At 34.7% G+C, this 14,643-nt stretch carries 16 protein-coding genes; 5 read left to right on the top strand and 11 right to left on the bottom strand.

From position 1 onward, the window contains the following. Positions 1–120 precede the first annotated feature (120 nt). Genes FFONT_RS01615 through FFONT_RS01600 form a run of 4 tightly spaced genes read left to right on the top strand, consistent with a single transcriptional unit; the run spans position 121 to position 3,094 of the window. The gene (locus FFONT_RS01615) at positions 121–708 is read left to right on the top strand and encodes a 2-oxoacid:acceptor oxidoreductase family protein (protein WP_014557468.1); all 588 of its coding nucleotides are present in this window, start codon (positions 121–123) and stop codon (positions 706–708) included. After that, positions 701–997: a 4Fe-4S binding protein gene (locus tag FFONT_RS01610; protein ID WP_014557467.1), complete on the top strand. Its 297-nt coding sequence runs from the start codon at positions 701–703 to the stop codon at positions 995–997. Before FFONT_RS01615 ends, FFONT_RS01610 begins: the two co-directional genes overlap by 8 nt. Then, positions 994–2,208, top strand: a complete 1,215-nt coding sequence (locus FFONT_RS01605) for a pyruvate ferredoxin oxidoreductase (protein ID WP_014557466.1) — start codon at positions 994–996, stop codon at positions 2,206–2,208. Before FFONT_RS01610 ends, FFONT_RS01605 begins: the two co-directional genes overlap by 4 nt. 19 nt (positions 2,209–2,227) lie before the next feature. Beyond that, entirely contained in the window at positions 2,228–3,094 is an 867-nt protein-coding gene (locus tag FFONT_RS01600) for a 3-methyl-2-oxobutanoate dehydrogenase subunit beta (RefSeq protein ID WP_014557465.1), read from the top strand. A 43-nt stretch (positions 3,095–3,137) separates the two neighbouring features. Here the strand turns inward: FFONT_RS01600 and FFONT_RS01595 are convergent, their stop codons facing one another. The 7 genes from FFONT_RS01595 to FFONT_RS01565 all read right to left on the bottom strand — a co-directional run bounded on the left by FFONT_RS01595 (position 3,138) and on the right by FFONT_RS01565 (position 9,019). Further along, positions 3,138–3,362 (bottom strand): FeoA family protein, encoded by a 225-nt coding sequence (locus tag FFONT_RS01595; RefSeq protein ID WP_014557464.1) that lies wholly within the window; start codon positions 3,360–3,362, stop codon positions 3,138–3,140. 8 nt (positions 3,363–3,370) lie between these two features. Continuing rightward, the gene (gene hisS / locus FFONT_RS01590) at positions 3,371–4,675 is read right to left on the bottom strand and encodes a histidine--tRNA ligase (RefSeq protein ID WP_014557463.1); all 1,305 of its coding nucleotides are present in this window, start codon (positions 4,673–4,675) and stop codon (positions 3,371–3,373) included. Positions 4,676–4,703: 28 nt separating this feature from the next. Beyond that, entirely contained in the window at positions 4,704–5,777 is a 1,074-nt protein-coding gene (locus FFONT_RS01585) for an AIR synthase family protein (RefSeq protein WP_014557462.1), read from the bottom strand. A gap of 91 nt (positions 5,778–5,868) precedes the next feature. Further along, the gene (locus FFONT_RS01580; RefSeq protein ID WP_148683498.1) at positions 5,869–6,183 is read right to left on the bottom strand and encodes a hypothetical protein; all 315 of its coding nucleotides are present in this window, start codon (positions 6,181–6,183) and stop codon (positions 5,869–5,871) included. Between the two features lie 195 nt (positions 6,184–6,378). Continuing rightward, positions 6,379–6,780 (bottom strand): Zn-ribbon domain-containing OB-fold protein, encoded by a 402-nt coding sequence (locus tag FFONT_RS01575; RefSeq protein WP_014557460.1) that lies wholly within the window; start codon positions 6,778–6,780, stop codon positions 6,379–6,381. Positions 6,781–6,791: 11 nt separating this feature from the next. Next, complete coding sequence (locus tag FFONT_RS01570; RefSeq protein ID WP_014557459.1) at positions 6,792–7,952, bottom strand: thiolase family protein; 1,161 nt, start codon at positions 7,950–7,952, stop codon at positions 6,792–6,794. Between the two features lie 5 nt (positions 7,953–7,957). Further along, the gene (locus tag FFONT_RS01565; RefSeq protein WP_148683817.1) at positions 7,958–9,019 is read right to left on the bottom strand and encodes a hydroxymethylglutaryl-CoA synthase; all 1,062 of its coding nucleotides are present in this window, start codon (positions 9,017–9,019) and stop codon (positions 7,958–7,960) included. A 147-nt stretch (positions 9,020–9,166) separates the two neighbouring features. On the opposite strand from FFONT_RS01565, the gene FFONT_RS01560 reads away from it, so the two are divergent. Beyond that, the gene (locus FFONT_RS01560) at positions 9,167–9,769 is read left to right on the top strand and encodes a hypothetical protein (protein WP_148683497.1); all 603 of its coding nucleotides are present in this window, start codon (positions 9,167–9,169) and stop codon (positions 9,767–9,769) included. Positions 9,770–9,773: 4 nt separating this feature from the next. Here the strand turns inward: FFONT_RS01560 and FFONT_RS01555 are convergent, their stop codons facing one another. The 4 genes from FFONT_RS01555 to FFONT_RS01540 are packed head-to-tail and all read right to left on the bottom strand — an operon-like array spanning position 9,774 to position 14,503. After that, positions 9,774–10,925 carry an ABC transporter ATP-binding protein gene (locus FFONT_RS01555; RefSeq protein WP_014557456.1) on the bottom strand — a complete coding sequence of 384 codons (1,152 nt, stop codon included), beginning with the start codon at positions 10,923–10,925 and terminating at the stop codon, positions 9,774–9,776. A 17-nt stretch (positions 10,926–10,942) separates the two neighbouring features. Next, complete coding sequence (locus FFONT_RS01550) at positions 10,943–11,905, bottom strand: ABC transporter ATP-binding protein (protein WP_014557455.1); 963 nt, start codon at positions 11,903–11,905, stop codon at positions 10,943–10,945. Positions 11,906–11,910: 5 nt separating this feature from the next. After that, positions 11,911–13,380 carry an ABC transporter permease gene (locus FFONT_RS01545; RefSeq protein ID WP_148683496.1) on the bottom strand — a complete coding sequence of 490 codons (1,470 nt, stop codon included), beginning with the start codon at positions 13,378–13,380 and terminating at the stop codon, positions 11,911–11,913. A gap of 13 nt (positions 13,381–13,393) precedes the next feature. Further along, complete coding sequence (locus FFONT_RS01540; protein ID WP_014557453.1) at positions 13,394–14,503, bottom strand: ABC transporter permease; 1,110 nt, start codon at positions 14,501–14,503, stop codon at positions 13,394–13,396. Between the last annotated feature and the right edge of the window lie 140 nt (positions 14,504–14,643).

The raw sequence follows: 14,643 nt of genomic DNA, 5'->3' as shown, positions 1-14,643 counted from the left end.
GAGATATTTTTAATATAAAAACAACGTTTAGTATCTAATTTTTAAAAATTAGTAGTTTTAACAAAAAATTTTTAAGTGATTAATGATAATAATCATTCGAAATAAAAAAGGTTGAGAATATTGTTGCAAGAAATTATATTTTATGGAAGAGGAGGGCAAGGAGCAGTTACATCTTCTGAACTTTTAGCGGCTGCAGCATCATATGAAAACTTCTATTCTCAAGCCTTTGCATTTTACGGAGCGGAAAGAAGAGGAGCTCCAGTAATGGCTTTCAGCAGGATAAGCGATAGTGTAATATACAAACATGGAATGTTTTTTGAAGTGGATAGTCTAGTAGTTTTAGATAGAGCTGTTTTGCCAAAGCTAAAAGATATTAAAATTAGGAAAAATGGAAATCTGTTAATTAATGCTTCATTAATCAATCTAAATGACCTAAAAAAATACTTGAACTTTATAGAAAATGTTAAAGTTTATACTGTTGATGCCAATGCTATAGCAAAAAATGAGGGCTTAGTAATGGCAGGGTGGCCTCTAGTAAATACAAGCATATTGGGAGCTTTCATAAAAATCCTCGGAATAATAAAACTAGATTCTCTATTAAATGCAATAGATGAAAACTTCGAAGGTCAGATTGCGGAAAAGAATAAAAAAGCGGTAAAAGTTGCTTATGAAAGCTTAAAGGAAATGGGTGAAATAAAAAATGAGTAATTTAAAAATTATTCCTTCAAAGAGCAAATTGCCTATATCCTATCCAAAAGAGGGTGCAGCAGGGAAAACAGGCGAGTGGAGGACTGAAAGACCAATAGTTGATATCAAAAAATGCACAAGATGCATGCTTTGCGAAACTTATTGCCCTGTAAACGCTATTAGGGTCGAAAAAGACACAGGAGCGACAATAAATTACGAATATTGCAAGGGATGCGGAATCTGCATGAATGTCTGCCCAGTAAAAGCAATTACTATGGTTCCAGAACAATCTTCAGAGGTGTTAAAATGAGTTCTAAAAATATCAATAAAAAAGTTTTAAGTGGAAATCATTCAGTTGCTTATGGAGTTAAATTATCAAAAGCTTCTGTCATATCGGCCTATCCCATTACACCTCAAACAGCAATAATTGAAAAACTATCTGAATTTGTAGAAAGAGGGGAATTAAAAGCGAGAATAATAAAAGTTGAGTCTGAGCACAGTGCTCTTGCAGCAACGTTTGGAGCAGCATTAGGAGGTGCAAGAGCTTTTACTGCAACTTCAAGCCATGGATTGCTTTATATGCACGAATGGTTGCACTGGGTATCAAGAAGCAGAATACCTGTAGTAATGGCAATAGTAACAAGAACAATTGGACTTCCTTGGAATATTTGGCCTGATCATTCCGACTACATGGATCAAAGAGATACAGGATGGATAATGACATTTGGAATGGATAATCAGGAAGTTTTAGACTTGACTTTGCAGGCATTTAAACTTAGCGAAGATCCAGATATATATCTTCCTGTTATAGTTGGATTAGAAGGATTTGTACTAGGAGGAACTTATATGCCTGTAATATTGCCAGACGAGAGAGAAGCTGAAGATTTTGTGGGAGAAAGAGCTCAGCCGTACACTATTGATCCTAAAAACCCAATAGCTATTGGAAACATGACTCTTCCTGAAGGTACTGAAGAAATGTTTATGGATATGCAGAAATCGATGATGAACGTATATAAGAAAGCTAAAGAAATTGATTCAGAATATGGAAAGATTTTTGGGAGAAGCTATGGCGGACTTACCGCCTGTTATAAATGTGAGGATGCAAAATATATGATGGTAACTATGGGTGCTTGGAGCGGAGATGCTATTGAAGCAGTTAATGTCTTGAGAAGTGAAGGTTATCCTGTTGGATTGTTAAGGGTAAGGTACTTCAGACCGATGCCAACAGAGGACTATAAAAAGTATCTATTTAATTCAAAAATGACTATTGTATTCGATAGAAGCATCAGTTATGGAAGTACTGGCTCAATATATCAAGATGTCATAAGTAGTTTGCATTTAGCTTCTAGCAAAATTAATGTTGTACATAATGTTATTGCCGGAATAGGAGGAGTCGATATGACATTAAAAGACTTTTACGAAATTTTCAGGTCATTTTTGAAGCAATATGAATCAGGTGATGAATCGAATAAAGTTGTATGGTATCATAAAGGGGTGATGAACAATTTCAGCTTCGAATAAACCACCAATACCGTATCAAATGAGAGAGCATGTTCTTCCAGGAGATGCAGCTTGCCCTGGATGTCCAATACCCATCGGACTAAAGACTGTTGCTGCAGCATTTAACGGTAATGCTGTCTTGGTTATCCCTGCATGTTGCACATCAGTTGTCGTTGGAACATATCCATATAGCAGTTTAAAAATGAATATTGTTCATACACCATTTGCCAGTTCAGCAAGCGTAGCCAGCGGTTTGAGAGAAGCCCTAAAACAAAGAGGCTTAGAGGATACACAAGTTATAGTTTGGGCTGGAGATGGTGGTACTGCAGACATTGGTATGGCATCACTAAGTGGGGCTGCAGAAAGAAACGAAGACATAATATATATAATGTATGATAATGAAGCATATATGAATACAGGAATACAAAGAAGCAGTTCTACACCAATAAAGGCTTGGACAACTACAACTCCCGTATATGGAAAGAGCGAACCTAAAAAAGATGTAGCAAGAATAATGATTGCTCATAATGTTCCATATGTCGCTACTGCAAGCATTGCATATCCGCAAGATCTTTATCAAAAACTTAAAAAAGCTCAAGAAATTAGAGGATTTAGATTTATTCAGTTACATTCTCCTTGTCCTGTAGGATGGAGATTTGATGCATCGAAAACCGTAGAAGTAGCAAGACTGGCTGTAGAGACTGGCATGTGGATACTCTATGAGTACTTTGATAACAAGTTGAGAGTTTCAGGTCCTAGCATGCCTGTAATAAAAGAAGGAAAAATTAAACCTATTGAAGATTATATTAAAATCCAAAGAAGATTTAGCAATATAAACGGAGAAGGGATTTTAGAAATCCAAAGGATGAGAGATAATAACATTGAATGGATTAAAAAATTATTATAAAATCCATAAACAAATTTTTTAATTAAAATTTTGAAGAATAACATCATTGCGTTTCTTCAACCAATATTTTTTGAGAAATCCCCCTACCGATTGCAATATTTAAATCTCTTATTTTTACAAGCAAAGGACCATAATTGTTTTTTATAACTTCAACCTCGGTTCCTGGAATAATTCCCAATCTCAAAAGTTTTTTTACAGCTTCTTCGCCAGCATCAATTCTAACAATTTTTACTTTTTCTCCTTCTCTTACATCTATTAACCTCTTCATCTTTACATTTACCTCTCTTTTAATTGAATCAATATGTAATCAATTGCCTTATCATAAGGAAGCTCTAGCCTTTTACCTGTATCTCTTTCTACAATGGTTATGTATCTTCCTTCTTTTTCTTTCTTGCCTATATATACATGGAATAAAATATTTTCAGAAGCACCTTTCTTCTTCTGTTTATCAACATTCCTTCTCATTAAATCAATTTCAGTTTTAATACCTCTTGTTCTTAGCTCATATGAAAAGTTCCATGCGTATTTATAGCTATCTTCATTTAAAGTGATAATAAAAACCTTATTTTTCTTCTTAAATTTACTCGTTATATTTCTTTCTTCAAGTACATCAAAAATTCTTTCTATGCCCAGACTACCCCCTGTAGCTGGAAGATCGCTTCCTTTAAACATCTTAATAAGATTGTCATATCTGCCTCCTCCTGCTATCGAACCAGGACTTCCCTTTTCCAGAGAAATTTCAAATATAATGCCAGTGTAATAATCCAACCCTCTTACAAGACTTAAATCGAACACTATATGTTTTCTATGAGCCAAAAACTCTCTAAATTCTATTAGCTCATTTAATGGATCTTCGAGCGAAAAATCGAATTCGACGAGATTCTTTTTTATGTTTTCTAAGTTATCTATCGAATCTCTGTTGCTTATGAGATTTATAATCCAATTTATACTGGATTCGTCCAACCCAATTTTCTGCAATTCTAATATAACTCCATCAATTCCTATTTTATCTAGTTTATCAATAGCTCTCAAAACTGACGTCACGTTACTTCCAAGTCTTTTTTCGAATATTATATAAAGGATTTTTCTATGGTTAATCTTAACTATAAAGTCGTCTAAGCCAAGCTCTTCTAGAACTAAACTCATTGTATTTATTATTTCGGCATCAGATTCTACAAATTTTGAACCTACTGTATCGATATCTGCCTGAAGGAATTCTCTATATCTTCCTCTCTGTGGTTCTTCATGTCTCCATACATAGCTAATTTGGTGCCTTTTAAAAGGTAGCTGAAGCTCAGGATGTGATGCTACATACCTAGCTAATGGTACAGTTAAGTCGTATCTTAAAGCATACTCTTTTTCACTAAAAGGATCCTTAAATCTCCAAATTAGCTTGTTTTCAGCTTCTGGACCATACTTTCCAGCCAAGGTTTCCCAATATTCAATTGAAGGAGTATCCATTGGCGGAAAATCATTAATTTCAAAAATATTTCTTACTGTATTTATAACTTTTAATCTTAGTTCCATAACCTCTGGCGGAAAGTCTCTGAACCCTCTAGGAACTTCAGGTTTTGAACTCATTTTAAACCCTTTCTTTTGCGTGATGATTTTATTTTTTATTTAAAGCAAAAAATACTTTCCAAAAGGGATCCTCCTCTGGAAATTTTAATTCTTTAATAGTATTTTTACCTTTTATATATACCCCTCTTTTTCCTTTCTCTCTAATTCTTCCAATTATACCTGCTTTAATTCCTTTTCTAGAAAGAACATCAATAGCTTGATCAGCATATTCTTTCTTAACGGTAGCAATCAATGTGCCTTCGCTTATTGAAGCATATGGGTCTATTGGGATTTTGGTTTTTTCTTCGAAAATTCTCAATATTTTTTCAACATCATCATCAATAAAAAGAGATTCTTCCTGAATTTCTACTAAAGAATTGCTAGCTCTTGATATATCGTGTAGTGCACCCCATACTCCATATTCGGTAGCGTCATGCATGCTAGTTATAGCAGTTCTTAAACCTAATGATGACAAACTTAGTGCGTCTTCTACAACGCTCATTTTATAGAAAAAACTCTCTCCTTTTCTTCTCAGCTCATTTCCTCCTTCTTTTTCAACAATTTCCGGATACATAGTAGAAAGTATCCCTACTGCTTCTATAGCAGGTCCCTTTGTCATTAGGATCAAATCTCCTTCTTCAGCCATTTCTGTGGTGACATAATTACCTTTTTTTGCTACTGAAAGTACTGTTGCGCCACCTATCATAGGATAATCTGTACCATCATATATTCCAGTATGACCGGCTACAATTGAAATGCCAAGCTTTTTACATTCATCACTAATTTTGCTCCATAATACCGAAAATTGCTCTTTTGTAATTTTTTTAGGCAAATTAAGGTCTATTGCCATATATTGTGCGGGATTCCCGCTTGTTGAAACATCGCTGGCAAGTATATGAACTGCAAACCATGCGCTTTTTTCCCATCCGTATTCTGGTACAACAAAAACCGGATCTGTCTTTACGATGATTGAATATTCGCCAATGTCGAAAACTCCAACATCAACTCCATGCTTGGGCCTTACCATAACATTATCTCTGAGTAGACCTATATTTGGATAGATAATTCTATCAAATATATCGTTTGGTAGCTTTCCTAATTTAAATAAACTCAACCCGTTCACCTTGAGTATAAAATATTTTCAATGCTTATTTAACTATGTTATCATTAAATAAATAAAAGAATTATTAGCTTTAAAAATTATTTTGAGATTATTATTCAATATTTTTAATCTTTTCTATAACTTCAGCTTTTGACTTCTCAAAATCTGGCTGATAGTTTGAATCTAATGGTACTTCCGAAAGGACTACCGCTATCCTGCCATCTTCCATCTCTACAAAAAGCTGAGGTAAGCCTGCCATTCCCAGCTCATCTGTCACTCCGTGTTCGATAGCGAAAACGTAATCTTCGAGTTTTAATTCAAAGTCTAATCCTAATGTTTGTGCTACTTCTTGAGATAGCTGAAGCCATTTTTTATGATAAGGATGATGTTCCGCTGAAACTAAGATTAATTTTTTCGGTTTGCTCATATTTATATACACCCTCTTTTTGAACATTGTTTTACATGTTTTTCTTAAACAAATTGAAAATATATCTAAGTTTTACACTTTTTGAAATTTTTTAATTTGAATATTTTTAAATAAAAAGAACTTATAAACATTTATTTATTATATTATATATAGAAAAAATCTATTGTATTGTGCATAAAGATTTCTATATCGTTTTTATACGACTGGCCTAACTTTAATCCCATAGTATATCAGTCCATAATTTCCATCTTCGTTGATTTTCCTAAAGACTCTTTCTACAGTTATTCCTGGCTTTAGTTCATCCTCATTTTGCACATCAACTATTTGAGTAAGAACGTTAATTTCTCCAAATTTGATTATTCCCAAATAAATTGGCTTCTGAGATTTATAGGTATTTGGTGTTTCATATAGCTTGGTAAATGATATCAATGTTCCCGTTTCAGGGGGGAAGTAGTCCTCTAAATCACTTGAGTTACATTTGGGGCAAACATGTTTTGGCGGATAAAAAACATATCCGCATTTTTTGCATCTTTTTCCTACTAAATTATAATATTGTGATTTTTTCCTCCAAAATTTAGAAATTGAAAGTTTTTCCATGTTTCTCACCTTTAGGCTTTTGTCAAATGCAAAATAGCAGAAGAGCTGCCCGCTCCTCCTATTCCAATCATAATAGCATCATTTAAATCAATTTGATTACTTCTTATTTTTTCTCCCGACATCATAGCGGAAATTTCTGCAGCTTCATAAACCCCCAATGCACCAATCGGGTACCCTCTTGCCTTTGTACCTCCAGTTATATTTATCATTTGCTTATCTCCGATCCGAAACTTCCCACTGTAAATATCGGCAAAAAATTGACCTTTTTTAGATAAACCTATAGTTTCTGCAATAACAGCAGCAGTTATTGTATAATCATCAGACATGCTTATATATTCGGTTTTAGCTATATCTTCCGCAAAAGCGTTTATCCCATAGCATTGTCTTGCATATTCTAACGAATCAAAAAACAACAAACTTTCTCTTAAAGAAAGTTCAAATGTTCCCGAACTAATGCATCCTTTTCTTATTTCTACTACCCTTTTTTCTTTACCCACTAACTCCCGATCCTCTCTACTAATAAGCAATGCAGCAGCACCGTCGCTAATTGGTGGCGAATGTAACATCCTGATTGGAAGAGAAACCGCTTCTGATTCAAGCACCTGCTTAGTAGAGATTTTAAACCTCAACTGAGCATGATACGTTTCAGATGCGTTTTCATGCATAAGAATCGGCCAACTAGCAAATTCTTCCTCCTTCAATCCATACTTCTCTTGATAATATCTAGCAATTATACCGAAATTAGATGCTAAAGTAGAGCCGTAGATTCCTTCATATTCTATGTTCGTAAGTTGAGAAATCAGTGAATTATAAACTTCTGAATTATAATCGGACATTTTTTCAAACCCAATCAAAAGGACATGTTTTGAATAACCGGATTTTATTAAACTGTCAGCTAAGATTAAACCAGAGTGACCACTTATTTGTCCTGCTTCTACATTGAAGGTTCTTGCACCTTTTATTCCAAGCTCTTCAGATATTAAAGATGAAAACATGTTTTGTCTTTGCATAGAATATCCAAACGCGTTTGCAACTATAACTGTATCAACGAAAGATAAATTCCCAAATTGATCAAGCATTTTTTTCACAGCATTATATACCATATCTTCAATCGTACTGTAAAAGTCTCTTGAAATTTTAGTCAGACCAAATCCTGTTATAAATGCACTCATATAAATCACACACCAATCTTTTTTATCAAGTTCCTGTATCTAGAATATGTTGAGTAATTTATGTAAGTCTTTTTTTCAATATAATCTGAGACTTTTTTAGCTAGGTCTCTTTTGTTTTTAATCTTATCTGTAGTTACAATACTATAGGCATCACTTCCCGCACCGCTTCCGAATGGAGCAACCAAAATTCTTTTTCCAGGATCTACACTATCAAGGATCTTACTAAGACCCAGTAAAGCAGATCCGTTGTACGTATTTCCTATCTTGTTAACCACAATACTGGGAAACACCTTTTCCTTTGGGAAACCGAGCTTCTCAGCTACTCTTAATGGAAATTTTCCATTTGGCTGGTGAAAAATCGCATAGTCGAAATCCTCTACCTTTAAACCTGTTTTATTTAGCAAGCCTTTTACAGCACCTACAATATGATCAAAATATGCGGGATCCCCCGTAAATGCCTCCCCATGCAGAGGGTAAGGACTTAAACTTCTTCTCCAAAAATCAGTTGTATCAGTTACATATGTATATGATGCCTCAAAAACTGCTACTGCCTCATTACTTGGACCTATAACGAATGCCGCAGCTCCACTACTAGCAGTATATTCAAGTACATCGCCAGGATTAGCTTGGGCAGTATCACTTCCAATAACAAGCGCATAATTAACCATTTGTGAAGAGACTAGTCCAATAGAAGCCCGAATTCCCTCGCTGCCAGCCCTGCACGCAAATTCTAAGTCGCTTGCCATAGTAGTGGGAGTTATCCCTAATGCATCTGCAATAACCGTTGCACTAGGCTTAACAGCATATGGCTTTGACTCGCTTCCAAAGAACACAGCCTCAATTTGTTTTGGATTAATTAATGCCCTCTTGATGGCATTTTTTGCTGCTTCATATCCCATAGTAATTGCATCTTCATCTATACCAGCGACGCTTTTTTCCTCGACATTTAGACCTTTAATCGATTCCAAATCATTGCCCCACATACCAGCTATTTCTTCAACTTTAATTCTATATATTGGAATATAAGCTCCCCATCCAATAATTCCTGCCTTACTTTCTGGAAAGATCCTTATCAAAATTTTCACCAAATTAACTTTAACTTTTATTATTAAAATTTTTTACTATTGCTAAAATAAAATTAGACAAAAGACTATATCAAAAATAAAAATTAGATAAGTCTATGTTTTAACTAATAATATTAAGTGGTGAAAATATTGAGTCATGCAAACGTTATTATTCCTATGATTTTCTTTGAGGTAAAAAAAGATAATGAACGTATAAGCAGTTATGTTATGGAAAATCATTATTTGTGCCAATTAGATGAAAAGGAAAGGATTATTCTTGCCTCAAAAATTAGTCCATTAGATGTATCAAAGATAAACGTAACTTGGTTTAATTCTGGTTTTGAACATACTTTATCTATGTGCATAAATTATAAAGACATTGAAACGCATGTAAAAAATTGGTATAATAAGGCAAGTGAAGACAGATATAACGATGCGAAAAAAGAAGGTGGATATGTGAAGAAATTTTTAACTACAGAACTAAACAGAATATTTTTAGGTGGAATATTTAACAAATACAATATGCCTAAAGGAGGGAAAATCTCTAAAGATTATTTTCTCCTAGGAATTTACGATGAGATTTTTGGTAAAGATTTCTCTATTATAAGAAAAGATGGATTTTTTGTAAAAGCTGAAGTAGATAAAAACTTAAATGCTGTTCGTATTCTTGATAAAAGACTCAAAAATATTGAGAAAATGCTTAACCTACTAATAAAAAAGGAAAAAATTTCTATTCAAAAAGATAACTTATAAGAATTTACATGTAGAAATCTTCAAATTTCTCTGCTTTCTTAAGATTTTTATATAACCAGCAACTTACTAGCCTTCCATCTTCAGTTATATAGTACCCTGGATCCTCTTTTTCACATATGTCTCCTAATATTGGTTTATTTTCATCGTAAGCCATGCATCTAGGATGGAAGCGGCATCCACTGGGAATATTAGCTGCACTTTGTACCTCTCCTTTTATAAATAGCTTTCTGACTTTTAATCTATTAGAGGGATCAGGCTCAGGTATAGCTGCAACTAATGCCCTTGTATAAGGATGCATCGGCTGTTCTATAATGTTTCTAGCTTTTCCCATTTCGACAATTTTTCCCAAATACATTACTGCTATTCTATCACATATGTATCGGGCGACTGCAAGGTCATGAGTTATAAAAAGATAACTTAATTTATTCTCGTTCTTAAAGTTCATCAATAATTCAAGTACTTCGGCCCTGATACTAACATCCAACATAGATACAGGTTCATCTGCAACTATTAATCTTGGGCCCATTATCATTGCTTTAGCAATAGCAATTCTCTGCCTTTGTCCTCCGCTAAGCTGATGAGGATGCCTATCAGCAAAATCTTCAGGTGGCTTTAATTTAACCTTTTCTAAAGTTTTATATACTAACTCTCTTTCTTCCTCTTCACTCAAGCCAATATTATGTATTTTTAACGGTTCTGTAAGAATGTCCATTATCTTATATCTCGGATTTAAGCTACCAAACGGATCTTGGTAAATCATTTGTATATCTTTTCTAATTGGTTTTACCTTTTTTGGAGGTAAGCCATAGATATTGACATATCCGTTGTTGACTTTTATTCCTTCTTTCTTCAGCCTCTCAATAGTTATATCACTAGGTCGGAATAACCCGACACCGCTTGTAATTGGAACCAATCTTAATAATGATTTACCAGTCGTTGTCTTTCCGCAACCAGATTCTCCTACTAGACAAAATGTCTCTTCCTTTTTAATGTTAAATGAAACATTGTCTACTGCTTTCACGTATCTTTGGGGCTTTCTTCTGAAAATCTCCCCTATACCCCTTTTGATCGGGAACCATACCATCAAGTTGTTGACTATCAACAAATTTTCAGGATGATCTTCAAAGAACTTTTCAAGCTCTTTAATTTCGGTCATTTATTTCTCACCATTACTCATTTTTCATAAAGCCAACACTTCACATAATGATCCTTTTCTACTTCAACAAAGTGAGGCCTTTCTTTTGTACAAATATCCACCGCTTTAGTGCACCTAGGATTGAACGGACATCCCTTGAGTGGAAAGATTAGATTTGGCGGCTCTCCAGGTATATATTCAAGCTTCTTAATATCACCTTTCAGCCTCGGTATACTCCTCAGCAATGCTTGCGTATAAGGATGCATTGGATTTAGAAAGATCTGCTCAGATGTTCCAAGCTCGACGATTTCGCCTGCATACATTATTGCTACTTTATCAGCAAGTTCTGCAATAACGCTCATATCATGAGTAATTAATATGAAGCTCAGTTTTTTCTCCTTCTTCAGCTCCTTCATTAAGTTTAATATCTGGGCTTGAACTACTACATCTAAAGCAGTTGTAGGTTCATCGGCAATAAAAACAGTTGGCTCTAATATGAGTGCCATCGCAATTACAGCTCTCTGCTTCATTCCCCCGCTTAATTCATGAGGATACCTTTTTACTACATCTGGATTCAACCCTACCATCTTTAAGTATTCTTTTACTTTTTCTATTGCCTCTTTTTTAGTATAGTTTTCATGAATAATTAGTGGTTCAGCTAATTGATCTCCTATTGTATATACCGGGTTGAAAGCGTTTATAGCACCTTGAAATACCATGCTAATCTTCTTCCATAACACTGTTCTTCTTCTTTCGGCATCTGATAGTTTTAAAACATCGATACCATCGACTTTCACGCTACCTTTTACAACTCTCCCTGGTGGCGGAGGCATTCCCATTATGCTCCACCCAAGTGTAGATTTTCCGCATCCGCTTTCTCCAGCAATTCCAAGCACTTCCTCTTTATTTAATTTAAAGCTCACATCGTGAACAGCTTTTACAGTACCTCTTGACGTATAATAGTGAGTTTCTAAATCATTAACTTCTAATACAACTGACATTATGATCACCTCTTTAGCTTTGGATTAAGTATGGTATCCAATGCCTGCCCAATCAATATAAATGTCAATCCTATCAATGTTATCATTAATCCTGGAGGAATTACCCACCACCAATATCCGTTTATTGTCGCCCCAGCAATTTCCGCCTCATTTAATATTCTCCCCCAAGTTACAATGCTAGGATCGCCTAATCCTAAAAAGCTCAAGCTTGCTTCCGTAAGTATAGCGCCGGGAACGCTTAAAGCCATGCTAGCGAATAGATATGGAAGCACCTGTGGAAAGATGTATCTTAGCAAGATCCTAGAGGAACTAGCACCTAGCGCTTTAGCTGCTTCAACATAAGTTTCCTCTTTAATTTGTAAAGCCATACTTCTTGTAACTATAGCGGTTGATGGCCAGCCAAATATAATTAGCATACTAATTACGTTCCATATTGAAGGTCTAAATATTATTGCTAACAATATCAATATTGGTAGAATTGGTATAGAGTAGAATATCTGAGCTACTCTTAACAATATTTCATCAGTTTTTCCGCCTAAGTACCCACCTATTACTCCATAAAGCCCTCCGAAGAGAACCGAAATCACGCTGACGCTAAAACCGATTATCAGTGCCCACCTAATTCCGTATATTAAACCCATAAATAAATCTCTGCCCACATTGTCAGTTCCAAATATTCCATAGCACCCACCTAATGCTGTTATTTCTTTGACATTTACTGTAAAGTTGCCTGTGCTATAGAACATTATTGTCCAGTTATAAGTTCCTGTCAAGTATGTAGGACTTATTGTTTCAAGCATGTTTGGAGATAGGACTTCATGAATAGCATTAAAAGCCAGGCTCGGTAGTCTATATACATCTTGAATAGGGAGAGTTATGTTATTCTCTTGCAACCATGGAAGTATGTATGTGTTATCAGTTACCATGTTGTTTATATAGGTGGAAACAGGAAGTCTTATTGAACCTGTATAGCTGTTAGGACTAACACCGAATAAATTTGTAATTGATGTATATTGTCCACTGATTGGATTTCCAGTTAAATACAGTGTTTTATTGTCAGGTCTTATCAACACCAGCATGACATATACTGGACTGTTATAATTTATATTGAATGAAAATATTATTTCGTTAGGAGGAACGTTTTTCAATTCATACATAAACGAATATTCTTTATAGGTAAAGTTCTCAAATTCGCCAGTTCTCACGATTAAGTTATCAGATTTTTCTTCACCAACGACTCTTACTGTGGAAAACTGATTACTCGTTGCCCAGCAGGGTGGGACGGCTTTAGGGTTGTCTTGCCAATATTGCAAATTATCCCAGTTTTTTATATCGTTCATATTTCCGATATATGGAAATAATAAAGCTAATAATAAAAAAATTAAAAATAAAGTAAATCCTGCAATCCCGACTTTTGATCTTTTTAATTCACCAAAAAACCTCTTTAAGCCTTTTGTAGAAAATCTCTTACTCAAAATTATTCCCCCCTTAGAAAATTTGTTGTCCACCAGATGTCTTCACTCTCGGATCAAGGAACACGTAAAGTATGTTGAGGATAATTACTGCAATTATAAACAATAACACTGTAATATACACGTTCCCTGCAATCAACATTGGCTCACTGTTTTCTATAGCTATCCAGAACAAAAGACCCATTCCAGGCCATCCGAATACTGTTTCAGTAATTATAGCTCCTCCTAGGCTTACTATGATATTCAGAACAGCTGTAGTAACAATTGGAGGACTTGCTGCTCTGAGGACGTGCCCGAATAAAACTCTTCTTTCTGGCACTCCTTTTGCTCTAGCAGTCATAACAAAGTCTTCAGCCATTTTTCCTATAACAACATTTCTAACTATATATGCCCATCCTCCGATGCTTACTAAAACTACGGTAATAAGCGGCAATGTCATATAATAAAGCCACGTTTGTATGTAGTCAAATACATAAGTAAAAAATCCTATTGCTCCAGAAGCATATTGAGCATGCAATTGTTGAATAGCAAAATATACTGGAAGGCTCTGTGTAGGGAACCAATGCAAGTTAAAAGCGAAAGCCAGCAACATAAGCATTCCTACCCACCACATCGGCAAACTCGATGATAGTATTGCGAAAAACGAAACTAAGCTGTCTATTATTCCGTGCGGTCTTCTAGCAGCGTACATACCAAGACCCAAACCTAATAAGGTTGAAATTAACGTTGCTGTGAGAAACAGAATTACTGTATTCTTCAAAGCAAAAATAACTTGACCCGAAATTGATGTAGTGCCTGCCATATATGATTGCCTTGAATTGCCCAAATTCAACATAAAAATATTTATCATCATATGATAAACTTTCGTTAACGGATTTCCGACAAGTCCAAAACGTACCATTAATGATTGCTGATACATATTAACAAGTTGTTGTCTTTGATCTGGAGGAATAGTTGGATTCTTTGCAAGTTGCCTTGCAAAATCCTGCACCATTTCAACAACTATACCCTGTAAAGTTGTCTGACTATAAAAAACCAATAACGCAGATATGACTGCGACTATTATGATTAATGCGGCTATATTGCTAATTATTTGTAAAGTTATAGTTCTGCTCAGGCTCGCCATTATAATCCAACCACACATAATTTTACTTAACTAAAACTATGAAAAAATATTGTTATATTTAAAGTTTATTAAAGAAAAATGAGAATGCCATAGAACAAATTTTTATTAAAAAATGAAATAAATAATGAAATTTTAAAAAA

The organism is Fervidicoccus fontis Kam940, assembly GCF_000258425.1.
GTDB lineage: Archaea > Thermoproteota > Thermoprotei_A > Sulfolobales > Fervidicoccaceae > Fervidicoccus > Fervidicoccus fontis.
Note: the sequence above shows the minus strand (reverse complement) of the source record. Positions and strands in the feature narration are given on the sequence as shown.

Coding starts and splice junctions, on each gene's coding strand:
- FFONT_RS01610 (WP_014557467.1), top strand. CDS start 701: ATGAGTAATTTAAAAATTATTCCTTCAAAGAGCAAATTGCCTATATCC.
- FFONT_RS01605 (WP_014557466.1), top strand. CDS start 994: ATGAGTTCTAAAAATATCAATAAAAAAGTTTTAAGTGGAAATCATTCA.
- FFONT_RS01600 (WP_014557465.1), top strand. CDS start 2,228: ATGAGAGAGCATGTTCTTCCAGGAGATGCAGCTTGCCCTGGATGTCCA.
- FFONT_RS01595 (WP_014557464.1), bottom strand. CDS start 3,362: ATGAAGAGGTTAATAGATGTAAGAGAAGGAGAAAAAGTAAAAATTGTT.
- hisS (WP_014557463.1), bottom strand. CDS start 4,675: ATGAGTTCAAAACCTGAAGTTCCTAGAGGGTTCAGAGACTTTCCGCCA.
- FFONT_RS01580 (WP_148683498.1), bottom strand. CDS start 6,183: ATGAGCAAACCGAAAAAATTAATCTTAGTTTCAGCGGAACATCATCCT.
- FFONT_RS01575 (WP_014557460.1), bottom strand. CDS start 6,780: ATGGAAAAACTTTCAATTTCTAAATTTTGGAGGAAAAAATCACAATAT.
- FFONT_RS01570 (WP_014557459.1), bottom strand. CDS start 7,952: ATGAGTGCATTTATAACAGGATTTGGTCTGACTAAAATTTCAAGAGAC.
- FFONT_RS01555 (WP_014557456.1), bottom strand. CDS start 10,925: ATGACCGAAATTAAAGAGCTTGAAAAGTTCTTTGAAGATCATCCTGAA.
- FFONT_RS01550 (WP_014557455.1), bottom strand. CDS start 11,905: ATGTCAGTTGTATTAGAAGTTAATGATTTAGAAACTCACTATTATACG.
- FFONT_RS01540 (WP_014557453.1), bottom strand. CDS start 14,503: ATGGCGAGCCTGAGCAGAACTATAACTTTACAAATAATTAGCAATATA.